Genomic DNA, 14,903 nt, shown 5'->3' with positions numbered 1-14,903 from the left:
AGCTGGAGCAGGTCCAAGATTGGGTTCGGTTGCTGCAGGTCGGTTCCGCGTGGAGCGATCTGGCCTCCGTGTACGAACAGGTGCGCCCCGTCTACCCTGGCTGCAAAGTATCTGATTTTGATCGATGAGTTCACGCGTATTTTTAACCAACTGTTCCCCGACAACCCGCAGCAGTTGCTCAAGCTGGAGCGAGCCCTTGTCAAAGTGGCCGCTCTAAACTACGCGCTGGCGCTCGAGGATTTTATCTACCAAACGGAGGAAAAGTTCCTCAAGGCGGCGGGTATAAGCCGGGAACTCATGGAGCAGATGGCTAGAGTAGCGGAAGACTGAGGGCGCGAAAAGAGGCTGTCGTGCAACTTGGGTCCTGGAGAACGGCATCAAGCGGCGGGCCATGCCCCGGAGAGCTTTTACGACAGCCTCTCAAGTGGGTGCCCTCGGGGGTGGGGGCCTTGGGCGAGCTCCAGGCCAAGGGCTACGCCTACATCAAGGTGGGCTGAGGCGGGGCCTTAGGGGGCATATAATGCCCCCATGCGGCTTCTCTTCATCGGGGACGTGATGGCCGAGCCCGGCCTCCGGGCCGTGAGCCTTCACCTCCCGGACATCCGCGACCGCTACGACCTGGTCATCGCCAACGGGGAAAACGCCGCCAAGGGCAAGGGCCTGGACAGGAGAAGCTACCGCCTTTTGCGGGAGGCCGGGGTGGACCTCGTTTCCCTCGGCAACCACGCCTGGGACCACAAGGAGGTCTACGAGCTCTTGGAGAAGGAGCCCATCGTGCGCCCCCTCAACTACCCCCCGGGCACCCCAGGGCGGGGGTGGTGGCGCCTCGAGGCCGCCGGGGAGACCCTCCTTTTCGCCCAGGTCATGGGCCGGGTCTTCATGGAGCCCCTGGACGACCCCTTCCGGGCCCTGGACCGCCTCCTGGAGGAGGAGGGGGCGGACTACGTGGTGGTGGAGGTCCACGCCGAGGCCACCAGCGAGAAGATGGCCCTGGCCCACTACCTGGACGGGCGGGCCTCGGCGGTCCTCGGCACCCACACCCACGTCCCCACCCTGGACGCCGCCCCCCTGCCCAAGGGGACCCTCTACCAGACGGACGTGGGCATGACCGGCACCTACCGGTCCATCATCGGGGGGGAGGTGGAGACCTTCCTGGCCCGCTTCCTCACGGGCCGACCCCAGCCCTTCCGGCCCGCCCAGGGAAGGGCGCGCCTCCACGCCACGGAGCTCGTCTTTGAGGGAGGAAGGCCCCTTTCCATAAGCCCCTACGTCTGGGAAGAGCCATGAAGGAGCCCTTTCACCTCCTCCGCGCCGAGGTGGACCGCCTGGGCCGCCTTCTGGGGGAGGCCATCCGCGCCCTTTCGGGGGAGCGCTTCTTCGCCCTGGTGGAGGAGGTGCGGGCCCTCGCCAAGGCTCGCCGCCAGGGGGATGAGAAGGCGGGGGAGGCCCTTCTCGCCCGGGTGGCGGGGCTTTCCGCCGAGGAGGCGGAGGCCCTGGTGCGGGCCTTCACCCACTACTTCCACCTGGTGAACCTGGCGGAGGAGCGCCACCGGGTGCGGGTGAACCGCTTGAGGGCCCAGGCCGAGACCCTGGAAAGCCCCAGGCCCGAGGGCTTCCTGGCCCTGGCCAAGACGCTCAAGGAGCGGGGGCTTTCCCTGGAGGAGGCCGAGGCCCACCTGAACCGCCTGGAGCTCCTCCTCACCTTCACCGCTCACCCCACGGAGACCCGGCGCCGCACCCTGCGCCACCACCTCGAGGCCCTGGGACGGGAGCTCGAGGCGGGGGATGGGGAAAGGCTCGCCGCCCGGGTGGCCCTCCTCTACGCCACCGAGGAGGTGCGCAAGGCCAGGCCCAGCGTGGAGGACGAGATCAAGGGGGGGCTTTACTACCTGCCCACCACCTTGTGGGAGGCGGTGCCCCGGGTGGTGGCGGGCCTCGAGGCCGCCCTGGAGCGGGTCTACGGGAAAAGGCCCCGCCTGAAGAGCCCCGTGCGCTTTAGGAGCTGGATCGGGGGCGACCGGGACGGCAACCCCTTCGTCACCCCCGAGGTCACGGCCTTCGCCGGGCGCTACGCCCGGGAGGTGGCCCAGGGGAAGTTCTTGGAGGCCCTGGAGGGCCTGGTGCGGGACCTTTCCCTCTCCGGGGCGAGGGTGCCCGTCCCCCGGGAGGTGCAGGAGGGCGGAAAGGGGGTGGAGCGCTTCCTTGGGGAGCCCTACCGGCGCCACTTCGCCGCCCTCTACCGGAGGCTCCAGGCCGGGGAGGCCACCTCGGAGGAGGTGGAAAGGGCCCTCCGGGTGGCGGCGGCGGGGCTTGAGTCCTTGGGCCTTGGGGGGGTGGTGGAAAGCTTCCTCCGCCCCCTGGAGGCCCGCCTTTCCGCCTTCGGCCTGGAGCTTGCTCCCCTGGACCTAAGGGAAGAGTCGGGGAGGCTTCTTGAGGCCGCGGCCGAACTCCTCCGGGTGGGCGGGGTCCACCCGGACTTCCTCGCCCTTTCCCCGGAGGAGAAGGAAGACCTCCTCACCCAGGAGCTCAGGACCGCCCGCCCCCTCCTCCCCGTGGGGGAAGCCCCGGAGGGGGAGGCCCTGAGGGTGGCCCTGGGGGCCTTCCGGGCCTGGAGGGACAAGGGGGCCCACGTGGTCTCCATGACCCACCACCCGGCGGACCTCCTCTCTGTCTTTCTCCTCGCCCGGGAGGTGGGCCTTTACCGCCCGGGGAGGCCCCTCCCCTTTGACGTGGTCCCCCTCTTTGAGACCCTGGAGGACCTGAAGCGGGCCCCGGAGGTCTTGAGCCGCCTCCTCCGAAATCCCGTCTTCCTGGCCCACGCCCGGGGGCGGGGCGGGGTGGAGGTGATGATCGGCTACTCCGACTCCAACAAGGACGCGGGCTTCCTCATGGCCAACCTGGCCCTTTACGAGGCCCAGGAGGCCTTGAGCCGGGTGGGGGAGGAGGCGGGGCTTCCGGTTTTCTTTTTCCACGGCCGGGGCACCTCCACGGCGAGGGGCGGGGGCCCCGCGGGCCGGGCCATCGCCAGCCTCCCGCCCAGAAGCGTGGGGCGAAGGATCCGCCTCACGGAGCAGGGGGAGGCCCTGGCGGACCGCTACGGCCACCCCGAGCTTGCCGTGCGCCACCTGGAGCAGCTCCTCTTCCACTTCGCCCAGGCCGCCCTGGGGGACGGGGTGGAGCCCAAGCCCCTGTGGCGGGAGGCCCTCTTTGAGGCCGGAGCGAGGAGCACGGGGGTCTACCGGGCCCTCCTCGGCGAGGAGGGGTTTTTCCCCTTCTTTGAGGCCCTGACGCCCATAAGGGAGCTAGGGGAGCTCCCCATCGCCAGCCGTCCCGTGTACCGCCACGGCCGGGTGCGGGACATCGGCGACCTCCGGGCCATCCCCTGGGTCATGGCCTGGACCCAGGTGCGCCTCCTCCTCCCTGGCTGGTACGGGCTTTCCGCCCTGGAGGCCCTCCCCTTGGACCTCCTTAGGGAGATGTACCGGGGCTGGCCCTTCTTCGCCACCACCCTGGAGAGCGCGGCCATGGCCCTGGCCAAGGCCGACCTCGGGGTGGCCCGGCTCTACCTCTCCCTGGTGCCCGAGAACCTCCACGGGCTCTTCCACCGCATCGCCCGGGAGTATGAAGCCACGGTGGCCCTCCTCGAGGCCGTCTTCCAGGCCCCCCTCCTCCACAACCAGAAGACCCTGGAGCGGCAGATCGGCCTCAGGAACCCCTACGTGGACCCCATCAACATCGTGCAGGTGGAGCTTCTACGCCGCTACCGGGCCCCCGGGGGGAGGGAGGACGAGGGGCTTAGGCGGGCCCTTCTCCTCTCCCTCCTCGGGGTGGCGGCAGGCCTCAGGAACGCGGGGTAAGATGGGAGCCGATGGAGATCCTCGGCCACCACCAGGACCAGCGGGTTGGGGTCTTCGTGGACACCCAGAACCTCTACCACTCCGCCCGGGACTACTACGAGCGCAACGTGAACTTTGAAAGTCTCCTGCGCTACGCCGTAGGGGGGAGGCGCCTGGTGCGGGCCACGGCCTACGTGGTGGAGAAGGAGGGGGACACCTCCGCCTGGCCCTTCATCTACAAGCTCTCCACCATCGGCTACCGGGTGCGGCGCATGTACCTCACGGTGAGGGAGCTGGGAGAGGGGGGGAAGCCCATCTACGAGGGGAACTGGGACATGGGCATCGCCGCCGACATGGTGCGCCTCATGCCCTACCTGGACGTGGTGGTCCTGGGAAGCGGGGACGGGGACTTCGTGGAGATCCTCGAGGTCCTCATGGAGCGGGGCATAAGGGTGGAGGTCATCGCCTTCCGGGAGACCACCGCCCAGAAGCTCATTGACGCCGTGGACCGCTTCACCCACCTCCCCGAGATTCCGAACCCCTTCATGGAGCCCCGCTCTTCCGAGCGCTAGGCATGGAAGGGCTCGAGGCCTACGACTACCACCTCCCCCCCGAGCGGATCGCCCAGGAGGGGGTGGAGCCCCGGGACATGGCCCGGCTGATGGTGGTCTACCGGGATGGCCCCTTTCGGGTGGCGCACAGGAGGGTGCGGGACCTGCCCGAGTTTTTGCGCCCCGGGGACGTCCTGGTCTTCAACGAGAGCAAGGTGATCCCGGCGAGGCTTCTCGCGAGGAAGCCCACGGGGGGCAGGGTGGAGGTCCTCCTGGTGCGGGAGCGCTCCCCTGGGCTTTGGGAGGCCCTTTTGGGCCCCGCCCGGAAGGCCCCGCCCGGCACGAGGCTTCTCCTCCTCTCCCCCAAGGACCTGGAGCCGGTTTCGGGCCTTCAGGCCGAGGTGGTGGCGGTGGAAAGGGACGGGGTGCGGCTCCTCCGCTTCCAGGGGGACCTCCTGGCCCACCTGGAGGAGGTGGGGGAGGTGCCCCTTCCTCCCTACATCAAGGCCAAGGTCCCCATGGAGCGCTACCAGACGGTCTACGCCAGGCGCCCGGGGTCCGTGGCCGCCCCCACCGCCGGGCTCCACTTCACCCCGGACCTTCTTAAGAGGCTTCGGGAAAGGGGGGTGGAACTTCGCTTCCTCACCCTCCACGTGGGCCCCGGCACCTTCCGCCCGGTGAAGGGGGACCCCGAGAAGCACGAGATGCACGCCGAGCCCTACGCGATCCCCGAGGAGGTGGCGGAGGCCGTCCACCGGGCCAAGGTGGAGGGGAGGCGGGTGGTTGCCGTGGGGACCACGGTGGTCCGGGCCCTGGAGAGCGCCTACCAGGAAGGGAAGGGCGTGGTGGCGGGCGAGGGGGAGACGCGGCTTTTCATCCGCCCCCCCTACGCCTTCAAGGTCGTTGACGCCCTCTTCACCAACTTCCACCTCCCCCGCTCCACCCTCCTCATGCTGGTGGCCGCTTTCTTGGGGCGGGAGCGCACCCTGGAGGCCTACCGCCTGGCCGTGGCCGAGGGCTACCGCTTCTACTCCTTAGGGGACGCCATGCTCGTCCTGTAGAGGGCGAGGGCCAGGGCCTCCATCTCCTCCCGCAGGTGGAGGGCCCTAAGCCAGCGCTCGGGGATCGCCCCAAACGGGGGCGGGGCGGTCCTGGCCTAAAAAGCGAAGCCCTCCCAGGCGTAGCGGTAGGGGCTTCCCTGGCTCCACTCCACGCGCATCCGAAGCCTCATACCGCCTCCAGAAGCAGGCGGGCCACGGAGAGGTAGATGAGGAGGCCCGTGACGTCCGATAGGGTGGCCACGAGGGGGTTGGACACCAAGGCCGGGTCCACGCCGAGCCGCCTCAGGAGGAAGGGGAGCAAGGCCCCCACCAGGTTGGCGAAGAAGACGGTGAGGACCAAGGACACGCCCACCACGGGAAGGAGGAGGGGGTGCCCGTCCCAGTAGACCTTGCCCAGGAGGAGGAGGCTCAGGGTAAGGCCGAGGAGGAGGCCCACCCCCACCTCCTTGAGGAAGACCCGCCGCCAGTCCTTGAGGTCCAGGTCGCGGGTAGCGAGGGCGCGGATGATGAGGGTGGCCGACTGGTTGCCGGTGTTTCCCCCGGTGCCGAGGAGGACGGGGACGTAGAAGGCCAGGGCGGTCACGGCCTCGAGGACACTCTCAAACCCCTGGAGGATGGAACTCGTGATCATCCCCGTGAGGATCAGGATCACGAGCCACCTCACCCGGGCGAGCCACAGGGCCACGGGGCTCGCCTGGCTGTAGACGAGGTCGGGCACGTCCACGGCCCCGAGCTTGTGGATGTCCTCGGTGGCCTCGGCCTCCAGGACGTCCAGGACGTCGTCCACGGTGACGATCCCCACCAGGCGGCCTTCCTCGTCCACCACCGGGAGCACGGTGAAGTCGTAATCGGCCATGAGGCGGGCCACCTCCTCCTGGTCCGTGTCCGTGCGCACGTAGACCACCTTGGGGTTCAGGATCTCCGCCACCTTGGTCCTGGGGTCGGCCACGATGAGGTCCCTTAGGGAGAGCACCCCCTTGAGGCGGCCCTTTTCGTCCACCACGTAGAGGTAGTAGATGGTCTCGGCGTCGGGAGCGGCCCGGCGCAGGAAGCGGAGGACCTCCTCCACGGTCATCCCCTCCCGCACCGCCACGTACTCCGGGGTCATGAGGCCGCCGGCCTCGTCCTCCTCGTACCGGGTGAGCTCCTCCACCTCGGCCCGGGTCTCGGGGTCCAGGGCCTCCTTGAGCTTCCGGGCGAGCCCCGGGTCCTCCTCCTCCACCGCCTGGAGGGCGTCCGCCAGGTCGTCCAGGGAGAGCTCCTCCAAAAGCTCCTGCACCCGCCAGGGGGGGAGGGTTTTGAGGTACTCCGCCTGGGCCTCAGGGGGGAGGTTGGCGAAGACCTCGGCGGCCTTGTCCTTGGGGAGGAGGGTGAGGAGGACGTAGCGGTGCTCTCCCTTGAGCTCGTCCCAAAGGGAAAGGAGGTCCTGGGGGTGGACGTCCTCCAGGAGGCGCTTGAGGGTCAGGGTGTCGCCTTCCTCTAGGGCTTGGAGCAGGGGGGAAAGGGTGGTCTCCACGGGCGGCCTCCTTTCTCGCCGAAGGCCGCCCGGAGGCGGCCTTCAGGGCCTGGGACTCGAGGGCAACGCCTCTCGCATACCTTTTCTAGCCTAGGGGGAGGGGACCTTCCCGTCAACTACGCCCACTAGAAATGTGCGAAAAATTGCGGTTGACACGCTCAAGGGGGGTGCCCTATGCTGAGGCCCGGCCTTAGGGCCAGGAGGGGCATGTTCGGGCAGCTTTCGGCGCGACTGCAAGAGGCCATAGACCGGCTCCGCGGCCGGGGGCGGATCTCCGAGGAGGACCTGAGGTCCACCCTGCGGGAGATCCGCCGCGCCCTCATGGACGCCGACGTCCACTGGGAGGTGGCCCGGGAGTTCGTGGATAGGGTGCGGGAAAGGGCCCTGGGCCAGAGGGTCCTGGAGAGCCTGACCCCGGCCGAGGTCATCCTGGCCACGGTGTACGAGGCCCTAAAGGAGGCCCTGGGGGGCGAGGTCCGCCAGCCCCTCCTCAAGGAAAGGAACCTCTGGTTCCTGGTGGGGCTTCAGGGTTCGGGCAAGACCACCACCGCCGCCAAGCTCGCCCTCCACTACAAGGGCAAGGGGCGCCGCCCCCTCCTGGTGGCCGCCGACACCCAGCGCCCCGCCGCCCGGGAGCAGCTAAGGGTCCTGGGGGAGAGGGTCGGGGTGCCGGTCCTGGAGGTGCGGGACGGGGAGCCCCCGGAGTCCATCCGCCGCCGGGTGGAGGAGGAGGCTAGGCTTGGGGCGCGCGACCTAATCCTGGTGGACACCGCGGGCCGCCTGCAGATAGACGAGCCCCTCATGGCGGAGCTTGCCCGCCTTAAGGAGGCCATGCGCCCCGATGAGGTCCTCCTGGTCCTGGACGCCATGACCGGCCAGGAGGCCCTCTCCGTGGCCCGGGCCTTTGACGAGAAGGTGGGGGTCACGGGCCTGGTCCTCACCAAGCTGGACGGGGACGCCCGGGGCGGGGCGGCCCTTTCCGCCCGGCACGTCACCGGCAAGCCCATCTACTTCGCCGGGGTTTCGGAGAAGCCCGAGGGCCTCGAGCCCTTCTACCCCGACCGCCTGGCGGGCCGCATCCTGGGCATGGGGGACGTGGCCACCCTGGCGGAAAGGGTGCGGGAGGCGGGCCTCGAGGCCGAGGCCCCCAAGGCGGCCAAGGAGCTCACCCTGGAGGACTTCCTCAAGCAGATGCAGAACCTCAAGCGCCTGGGCCCCTTTTCCGAGGTCCTAAGGATGCTCCCCTTGGGCCGGGCCCTCCCCCAGGGGCTAGGGGTGGACGACCGGGCCCTGAAGCGCCTGGAGGCCATGGTCCTCTCCATGACCCCCGAGGAGCGCAAAAACCCCCGCATCCTCAACGCCTCGAGGCGCAGGCGCATCGCCCGGGGAAGCGGCACCACCGTGCAGGAGCTCAACCGCTTTATCAAGGCGTTTGAGGAGGTCAAGGCCCTGATGAAGTCCCTGGAAAAGCAAAAGGGCCGGGGACTCATGGGAATCTTCAGGAGGTAGGAACGGCATGGTCAAGATCAGGCTTTCTCGGTTCGGCTCCAAGCACAACCCCCATTACCGCATCGTGGTCACCGATGCCCGCAGGAAGCGGGACGGGGCCTACATTGAGAAGATCGGCTACTACGATCCCCGCAAGACCACGCCCGACTGGCTCAAGGTGGACGTGGAGCGGGCCCGCTACTGGCTTTCCGTGGGGGCCCAGCCCACGGATACCGCCCGGAGGCTTCTCCGGCAGGCGGGGGTCTTCCGGCAGGAGGGCTAATCCCACCCCTTGGCCCCGCATGGGGCCCCCACCGCGGCTTTTGCCGCGGTGGGGTACTTATGCCCTTTTGGCGCGCATCCTTCGCCCTATGCCAAGGCCAAAAGGCTTCTCTTTGCCTCCTTTCCCGGGGCCCCCATGCTGGCTTACGCCAGCATGGGGGGGTATTAGAACATGGGCCCGATGCGGAAGTGAAGCCTTCCCGTGGGGCTTTCGGGGCTGAAGGCGTAGTCCAGCCTCAAGGAGGGGAGGAGGGCCCCGAAGACGTCCAGGTCCAGCTGGAAGCCGATGCCCGCCCCCCACTTCACCCCCCCGGTGTTGTCGGCGAGGCCGAGGTCGGTGAAGACGATGCCGTAGAGGTTGGTCCCCCCCTGGGGGGAGAGGCGGAAGTCGTAGCGGTACTCCAGGCTCCCCGTGGCGAAGGAGAGGCCCCCGTACTTCCGGTCCTCGTAGCCCCGGAGGAGGAAGGCCTCCGCGCCGCCCCCGGAGAGGTAGAAGCGCTCGCTTTCCGGCGGGTAGCCCAGGAGGGTGCCCGCGGAGAGCCGGAAGGCCAGGGCCTGGCGCCTCTCCGGGTCCAGGGCCAGGTAGGTCTTGCCCGTGGCCACCAAGGGCACGAAGAAGCTCCGGCCCCCCGTGTCGGGCAGGGAGAGGCCGAGGCCGGTGGCGAGGCTCGCCTCGTAGCCCTGGGTGCGGAAGCGGGGGTCGTCCACGTCCAGGTAGGCGAAGGTGGTGTCCAGGCGCACCGTCCAGCCGGGGGTGGGGAGGAGGCTTTGGGCCAGGGAGGGGTTCTTGTAGCCGGTGCCGTCGCAGTACTTGGGACTCGAGGTGTCGGTCACGCTGGGGTCGCAAGGGGCGTTGGGGTCGTAGACCTCCAGGAGAAAGGTGGAGCGCCGGGCGGAAAGCCCCAAGGAGAGGCGGAGGTTTTCCAGCTCCTTGGAGAAGGGCCGGGAGAGGCTGAAGCCAAAGCCCGTGCGGCGCTCCGTGTACTCCCAGCCGGTGTCGGTGGTGCCCTGGAGGAGCTTGTTGTTGCCGATGGGGGTGGAGAAGAGGCTTACGGAGAGGCCCGTGCGCACCTCCTTGAGGTCGGCGAAATCCAGGTAGAGCCAGGGGATGGTGTAGGCGGCGGAGAGGGAGAGGTTGTCCCGGGCCTCGTTCTGCACGAAGGCCAGGTCCAGGCTCACCTGGTGGGCGAGGCCGAAGAGGTTGGTCTCCTTGAAGGAGACGCTCCCCGACCACCCCTCCAGGGAGCTCCAGCCGAGGGCCGGCTGGAAGAGGCCGGTCCTCGCCTCCTTGAGCCCCAGGACCACCACCACCTCTCCCGGCTTTTCCGAGGGGGCCAGGGAGACCCGGGGCGGTTCGGCGAGGAGCCCCGTGGCGAGGAGGCGGGCCATGGCCCTGCGGAGCTCGGGGACGCTGAAGAGGCTTCCCGGCTTGGGGAGCTCCCTTAGGATCACCTCCTCCTGGGTGCGGTGGCCCCCCTGCCACTCCAGGCGGTAGCCCCCGATCTTGAGCTCCACCACCTCGAGGCGGTAGACCCCCTCCTGGAAGCCAAAGCGCACGTCGGCCACCTCGTAGCCCTTCTCCTGGTAGAAGCCCGCGAGGCGCCGGGCGTCCTCCTGGGCCAGGAGAGGGGTGTAGACCTCCCCGGGCTTGAGGCGGAGGAGGGCGAGGAGCTCTTCCGTGGGGAAGGCGGTGTTCCCGGTGAGCTCCACCCGCGCGATCCTCCCCCCCTCGAGGCCCGGGGAGAGGCGCACCACCACCTGGTCCCCCTCGGGGAGGAGGGCGAAGTCCACCACCCGGGAAAGCTTCCGGGAAAGGGCCTGAACCCCCTCCAGGAGCTTGGAGTAGTTCAGGTAGTCCCCGGGCTTCAAGGGGAAGTCCCCTAGGTCCAGGCCCTCCCCCTCTACCCTCGCCACCTTGAGCTCCCGCACCCGCACGGTGAGGACGCCCTCCTCCAGGGCGGAGGCCTCGAGGTCGGGGCCGCTAAAGCGGTAGCCCGCCGCCTCGTAGCGGCCGGCGATGCCCCTTAGGGCCTCCTGGTACTTGGCGAAGTCAAAGGGGCCTTTCAGGGGCTCGAGGAGCCCGAAAAGCTCCCCCTCGGGGAGGAGGGTGGCCCCCTCGAGGCGCACCGCCTTCACCTCGGGGGCCTCGGCCACCCGGAAGGTGAGGGCCATCTTTCCCCCCACCTCCTTGGCCTCCACCTCCACCTTGGGGGTGAAGGGGAAGCCGTTTTGGCGGTAGGCCCGGGAGAGGCCCTGGGCGGCCTCCTGGGCCCTTAGGGGGTTGTAGGTGGCCTCCTTGCCGATGGCGAAGTTCTCTTCCAGGAAGCGGAGGAGGGTGGCCTCGGGGAAGGCCTTGGCCTCCACCCGCACCTCGGCGATGGGGGGGTAGGGGACGAGGCGCACCCTAAGGACCTCTCCTTCCAGGCGCACCTCCACCTCCCGGAAATAACCCGTGGCCAGGAGGGCCTGGCGGGCGGCCTCGAGGTCGCCCGGCTCGTCCCCTTCCCCGAAGGGCAGGGCGGCCCGGGCCAGGGCCTGGAGCACGGGGTCGCCTCCTTCTACGACCACTTCTTTAATGGGGGCGGCCAGGGCCAGAAGGCCCAAGAGGGCAAAGGCCAAAAGGCGTTTCATGGCCAAGAGCTTACCCAAAGGGCGTGAAGGGGCGGTGAGAGTAGAATGCTCTGGGTATGGGGGTCTACGAGAAAATCCAGGAGGCCGTGGCGGCCATCCGGTCCAGGACCGACTTCCTCCCCGAGGTGGCCGTGGTCCTGGGATCGGGCCTTGGGCCTTTGGCCGAGGAGGTGGAGAGGGTGGCGGAGATCCCCTACGGGGAGATCCCCCACTTCCCCCTTTCCACCGCCCCGGGGCACGCGGGGAGGCTCGTCCTAGGGCACCTCGAGGGCAAGCGGGTCCTGGTCTACCAGGGCCGGGTCCACTACTACGAGGGCTACTCCGCCGAGGAGGTGGTCTTCCCGGTGCGGGTGGGGTTTTTCCTGGGGGCCAGGACCTTCCTCCTCACCTCGGCGGCGGGGGGCCTCAACCCCCGCTTCCGCGCGGGCGGGATCATGCTCCACCTGGACTACATCAACTTCGCCGGGGCGAACCCCCTAAGGGGCCCAAACGACGAGCGGCTTGGCCCCCGCTTCCCCGTGATGTTCGGGGCCTACGACCCGGGGCTCATAGAGCTTGCCCGGAAGGTGGCCCGCAGGCAGGACCTCCACCTCTTTGAGGGGGTCTACGCCTGGTTCCTTGGGCCCTCCTTCGCCAGCCGGGCCGAGCTCAGGATGCTCCGGGAGCTCGGAGCCGACGCCATCGGCATGTCCACCGTGCCCGAGGTCATCGCCCTGAGGCACCTCGGGGCCAGGGTCCTCGGGCTTTCCACCATCACCGACATGGCGGTGCCCGAAAGGGAGCACCACGCCACCGAGGAGGAGGTGCTCCGGGTGGCCGCCGAAACGGGCCCCGTCTTCCGCCGCTTCGTGCGGGGGATCCTCGCCGAGCTCTGATGGGGCTTCCCCAGGTCCTAGAGCGCATAGAAAGGGCCTGCCGCCGCGCGGGGAGGGACCCTGAGGAGGTGCGCCTGGTGGCGGTGACCAAGGGGCGCTCGGTGGAGGAGATCCAGGCCAAGGTCCTGGCCCACGGCGCCTTTCCCTTGGGGGAGAGCCGGGTCCAGGAAGCCCTGAAGAAGATGGACCTTCTCCAGGCGGAATGGCACCTGGTGGGCCCCCTCCAGCGCAACAAGGCCAAGTTCGCCCCCCGCTTCGCCCTCGTCCACTCCCTGGACTCCCTGCGCCTGGCGGAGGCCCTGGAGCGGGTGGGGGAGAAGGCGGGGGTGCGGCTTAAGGTGCTCCTGGAGGTGAACCTTGGCCGGGAGCCCCAGAAGCACGGCTTCCTGGAGGAGGAGCTCCCCGAGGCCGTGGCCCGGGTGCGGGAGATGCCCCACCTCGAGGTCCTGGGCCTCATGACCGTGCCCCCCATGGGCCCGGAAGGGGTGGTGCGCCCCATCTTCCGGAGGCTTTCGGAGCTCGCCGACCGCTACGGCCTTCCCGAACGCTCCATGGGCATGTCTGACGATTACGAGTGGGCGGTGGAGGAGGGGGCCACCTTCGTGCGGGTGGGCCGGGCCCTCTTTGTAGACTGAGGGGCACATGGACCTGACCCCCTTGGACGTTCGCTACCAGGAGTTCCCCACCGGGCTTCGCGGCTACCGGAAGGAGGCGGTGCGGGCCTACCTCGCCCGGGTGGCGGAGGTGATGGAGGGCCTCATCGGGGAGAACGAGGCCCTGAAGGAGCGCCTAAAGGCCTTGGAGGAGGAGGTGGCCCGCCTGAAGGAGACGGAAGGGGAGCTCAAGCGGGCGGTGGTGGCCGCGGAGAGGATCGCCCGGGAGCTCAAGGCCCAGGCGGAAAAGGAGGCGGAGCTCATCCGCAAGGAGGCCCTCGCGGCCAAGGAGCAGGTGCTTCGGGAAGCCGCGGAGGAGCTCCGGCGCCTCCGGGGGGAGATTGAGCAGGCCCGCCAGGAGAAGGCCCTCGTCCTCGGCCAGCTTAAGGCCCTCCTCCAGGGCTACCTGGAGGCCGTAGCGCGGCTTGAGGCGGAGCGCCTAGGCGGGGAAGGGGCCTGAGCCCCAGGTAGAGCCAGAGGCGGTAGAGGGCCTCCCGGAGCCAGTAGGCCGGGGCGTACTCCCCGGGGACAGGGCACCCCTCGGCCCGGAGCCCCAGAAGCCGGGCCAGGAAGAGGGCCCGGGGGAGGTGGGGGGCGTCGGTGACCAAGAGGACCCGCCCCCGGAGGGAGGGCTTGAGGAAGAGGAGGTTCTCGTAGGTGGACTGGCTTTGGGTCTCGCAGAGGAGGGCTTCCTGGGGGATGCCCCGTTCCCGGAGGTAGCGGCATCCTACCTCTCCCTCGCTCTCCCGGTCCCCCGGGGCCTTTCCCCCGGCCACGGCGATCCTCGGGGCGAGGCCCCTTTGGTAGAGGGCGAGGGCGGCCTCGAGGCGCCGCTCCAGGGCCGGGGAGGGCTTGCCCCCGTACTGGGCCGCCCCCAGGACCACGATCCAGGCGTAGGGTTCCTGGGCCCAGGCCAGGGCGAAAAGGGCGAGGAGAGCGAGGCCCCGCACGCCCCCCACTCTAGGGCAACCGGGCCTTTTGGTATACTGAGAGGGCATTGGAGAAGATCTACGGGAAGACGGAGGGGCTCAGGAAAAGCGACCTCAAAAGGCTTTCCAACCTTTACCGCAGGCGGCTGCCGCCCGAGCGGGTGCTGACCCCGGAGCTCGCCCAGACCCTGGCGGGGCTATCCCAGGAGATCCACCGGCCCATCGCCCTCCTCCTGGACCGGGGCGGGCGGGTGGTGCGGGTGGGCGTGGGGGACGCCAAGGACCTCCCCATCCCGGAAGGGGCGAGGGCGGAGCGGCGGCTTTCCGGCTTCCGCCTCCTCCACACCCACCTCTCCCCGGGGGGGCTTTCCCGGCCCGACCTCTCCGTTCTCTTCCTCCACCGCCTGGACAGCCTAGCGGCCCTGGAGGTGGAGGGGGGCCAGCCCACCACCCTGCACCTGGCCTTCCTCTCCCCCCCCAAGGCGGCGGAGGAGGACTGGCGCCTCCTTCCCCCCAGGCCCTACTTCCAGTACCTGGACCTGGACCTGAGGGCCGAGGTGGAGGCCCTGGAGGAGGAGCTTTCCCGCCAGGCCCGGGTGAGGGAGCTTCTGGACGGGAGCGGCGAAAGGGCCATCCTGGTAGGGGTGGACACGGGGGAGGGCCCCGAGGCGGAGGCCGGCCTCAAGGAGCTCGCCGAGCTCACCCGCACCGCCGGGGGGGTGCCGGTGAAGCGGGTCCTGGTCTTCCGGCCAGGCCTGGACCCCCGCTACCTGGTGGGCCTCGGCAAGCTGGAGGAGCTCAAAAGCCTCGCCTACCACGAGAACGCCTCCACCCTCATCTTCGGCCTGGAGCTCTCCCCGGCCCAGGCCCGGGAGATTGAGCGGGTCACGGGCCTCAAGGTCTTGGACCGGACCCAGCTCATCCTGGACATCTTCGCCCTCCACGCCAAGACCCCCGAGGCCCAGGCCCAGGTGGAGCTGGCCCAGCTCCGCTACCTCCTCCCCCGCCTGGTGGGGAAAGGGAAGGAGATGAGCCGCCTGGGGGGCGGCATCGGCACCCGGGGCCCAGGGGAGACCAAGCT

The 14,903-nt window shown here is 69.4% G+C and carries 14 protein-coding genes; 11 read left to right on the top strand and 3 right to left on the bottom strand.

Translation table 11 applies throughout. From position 1 onward, the window contains the following. The 5 genes from AC01Y6_RS07735 to queA form a co-directional block, all read left to right on the top strand. Window positions 1-330, top strand: a 330-nt coding sequence (locus tag AC01Y6_RS07735; protein WP_476670990.1) for a hypothetical protein, incomplete at its 5' end; no start/stop codon positions are given. A gap of 198 nt (window positions 331-528) precedes the next feature. Next, window positions 529-1,287 carry a TIGR00282 family metallophosphoesterase gene (locus AC01Y6_RS07730; protein ID WP_347240694.1) on the top strand — a complete coding sequence of 253 codons (759 nt, stop codon included), beginning with the start codon at window positions 529-531 and terminating at the stop codon, window positions 1,285-1,287. Continuing rightward, complete coding sequence (locus tag AC01Y6_RS07725) at window positions 1,284-3,857, top strand: phosphoenolpyruvate carboxylase (protein ID WP_476670988.1); 2,574 nt, start codon at window positions 1,284-1,286, stop codon at window positions 3,855-3,857. The genes AC01Y6_RS07730 and AC01Y6_RS07725 overlap by 4 nt, the downstream gene beginning before the upstream one ends. Before the next feature lie 11 nt (window positions 3,858-3,868). Continuing rightward, entirely contained in the window at window positions 3,869-4,408 is a 540-nt protein-coding gene (locus tag AC01Y6_RS07720) for a LabA-like NYN domain-containing protein (protein WP_428716419.1), read from the top strand. A gap of 2 nt (window positions 4,409-4,410) precedes the next feature. Continuing rightward, window positions 4,411-5,448, top strand: a complete 1,038-nt coding sequence (queA, locus tag AC01Y6_RS07715) for a tRNA preQ1(34) S-adenosylmethionine ribosyltransferase-isomerase QueA (protein ID WP_476670986.1) — start codon at window positions 4,411-4,413, stop codon at window positions 5,446-5,448. 166 nt (window positions 5,449-5,614) lie between these two features. Here the strand turns inward: queA and mgtE are convergent, their stop codons facing one another. Beyond that, window positions 5,615-6,964, bottom strand: coding sequence for a magnesium transporter (gene mgtE, locus AC01Y6_RS07710; RefSeq protein WP_428722039.1), 1,350 nt, complete (start codon window positions 6,962-6,964; stop codon window positions 5,615-5,617). Window positions 6,965-7,171: 207 nt separating this feature from the next. Here mgtE and ffh point away from each other — a divergent pair, with 207 nt between their 5' ends. Next, a complete protein-coding gene (gene ffh, locus AC01Y6_RS07705; RefSeq protein WP_428719578.1) occupies window positions 7,172-8,473 on the top strand; it encodes a signal recognition particle protein in 1,302 nt (433 codons plus the stop codon). Window positions 8,474-8,480: 7 nt separating this feature from the next. Further along, window positions 8,481-8,735, top strand: a complete 255-nt coding sequence (rpsP, locus tag AC01Y6_RS07700) for a 30S ribosomal protein S16 (protein WP_347240689.1) — start codon at window positions 8,481-8,483, stop codon at window positions 8,733-8,735. A gap of 164 nt (window positions 8,736-8,899) precedes the next feature. Here the strand turns inward: rpsP and AC01Y6_RS07695 are convergent, their stop codons facing one another. Then, window positions 8,900-11,365: a BamA/OMP85 family outer membrane protein gene (locus AC01Y6_RS07695; RefSeq protein ID WP_476670984.1), complete on the bottom strand. Its 2,466-nt coding sequence runs from the start codon at window positions 11,363-11,365 to the stop codon at window positions 8,900-8,902. A gap of 56 nt (window positions 11,366-11,421) precedes the next feature. Here AC01Y6_RS07695 and AC01Y6_RS07690 point away from each other — a divergent pair, with 56 nt between their 5' ends. From AC01Y6_RS07690 to AC01Y6_RS07680, 3 genes are read left to right on the top strand one after another with little or no spacing between them, the layout of a single operon-like run. Next, entirely contained in the window at window positions 11,422-12,240 is an 819-nt protein-coding gene (locus AC01Y6_RS07690; RefSeq protein WP_476670983.1) for a purine-nucleoside phosphorylase, read from the top strand. Continuing rightward, window positions 12,240-12,875, top strand: a complete 636-nt coding sequence (locus AC01Y6_RS07685; RefSeq protein ID WP_476670982.1) for a YggS family pyridoxal phosphate-dependent enzyme — start codon at window positions 12,240-12,242, stop codon at window positions 12,873-12,875. Before AC01Y6_RS07690 ends, AC01Y6_RS07685 begins: the two co-directional genes overlap by 1 nt. Before the next feature lie 7 nt (window positions 12,876-12,882). Continuing rightward, on the top strand, window positions 12,883-13,353 hold the full coding sequence (locus AC01Y6_RS07680; RefSeq protein ID WP_428719545.1) for a DivIVA domain-containing protein: 471 nt from the start codon (window positions 12,883-12,885) through the stop codon (window positions 13,351-13,353). Here the strand turns inward: AC01Y6_RS07680 and AC01Y6_RS07675 are convergent. Next, window positions 13,277-13,891 carry a YdcF family protein gene (locus AC01Y6_RS07675; protein ID WP_428719544.1) on the bottom strand — a complete coding sequence of 205 codons (615 nt, stop codon included), beginning with the start codon at window positions 13,889-13,891 and terminating at the stop codon, window positions 13,277-13,279. The genes AC01Y6_RS07680 and AC01Y6_RS07675 overlap by 77 nt on opposite strands. On the opposite strand from AC01Y6_RS07675, the gene AC01Y6_RS07670 reads away from it, so the two are divergent. Then, window positions 13,891-14,903, top strand: a 1,013-nt coding sequence (locus AC01Y6_RS07670) for an HflX-like GTP-binding protein (protein WP_476670981.1), incomplete at its 3' end; no start/stop codon positions are given. The genes AC01Y6_RS07675 and AC01Y6_RS07670 overlap by 1 nt on opposite strands.

This window comes from Thermus sp., assembly GCF_056332225.1.
The sequence above is the reverse complement of the archived record's forward strand: the minus strand, read 5'-3'. Positions and strand labels throughout refer to the sequence as shown.

Excerpts from the sequence above, each read along its gene's own strand:
- AC01Y6_RS07730 (WP_347240694.1), top strand. The coding sequence starts at position 529 with ATGCGGCTTCTCTTCATCGGGGACGTGATGGCCGAGCCCGGCCTCCGG.
- AC01Y6_RS07725 (WP_476670988.1), top strand. The coding sequence starts at position 1,284 with ATGAAGGAGCCCTTTCACCTCCTCCGCGCCGAGGTGGACCGCCTGGGC.
- AC01Y6_RS07720 (WP_428716419.1), top strand. The coding sequence starts at position 3,869 with ATGGAGATCCTCGGCCACCACCAGGACCAGCGGGTTGGGGTCTTCGTG.
- queA (WP_476670986.1), top strand. The coding sequence starts at position 4,411 with ATGGAAGGGCTCGAGGCCTACGACTACCACCTCCCCCCCGAGCGGATC.
- ffh (WP_428719578.1), top strand. The coding sequence starts at position 7,172 with ATGTTCGGGCAGCTTTCGGCGCGACTGCAAGAGGCCATAGACCGGCTC.
- rpsP (WP_347240689.1), top strand. The coding sequence starts at position 8,481 with ATGGTCAAGATCAGGCTTTCTCGGTTCGGCTCCAAGCACAACCCCCAT.
- AC01Y6_RS07695 (WP_476670984.1), bottom strand. The coding sequence starts at position 11,365 with ATGAAACGCCTTTTGGCCTTTGCCCTCTTGGGCCTTCTGGCCCTGGCC.
- AC01Y6_RS07690 (WP_476670983.1), top strand. The coding sequence starts at position 11,422 with ATGGGGGTCTACGAGAAAATCCAGGAGGCCGTGGCGGCCATCCGGTCC.
- AC01Y6_RS07685 (WP_476670982.1), top strand. The coding sequence starts at position 12,240 with ATGGGGCTTCCCCAGGTCCTAGAGCGCATAGAAAGGGCCTGCCGCCGC.
- AC01Y6_RS07680 (WP_428719545.1), top strand. The coding sequence starts at position 12,883 with ATGGACCTGACCCCCTTGGACGTTCGCTACCAGGAGTTCCCCACCGGG.
- AC01Y6_RS07675 (WP_428719544.1), bottom strand. The coding sequence starts at position 13,891 with ATGCCCTCTCAGTATACCAAAAGGCCCGGTTGCCCTAGAGTGGGGGGC.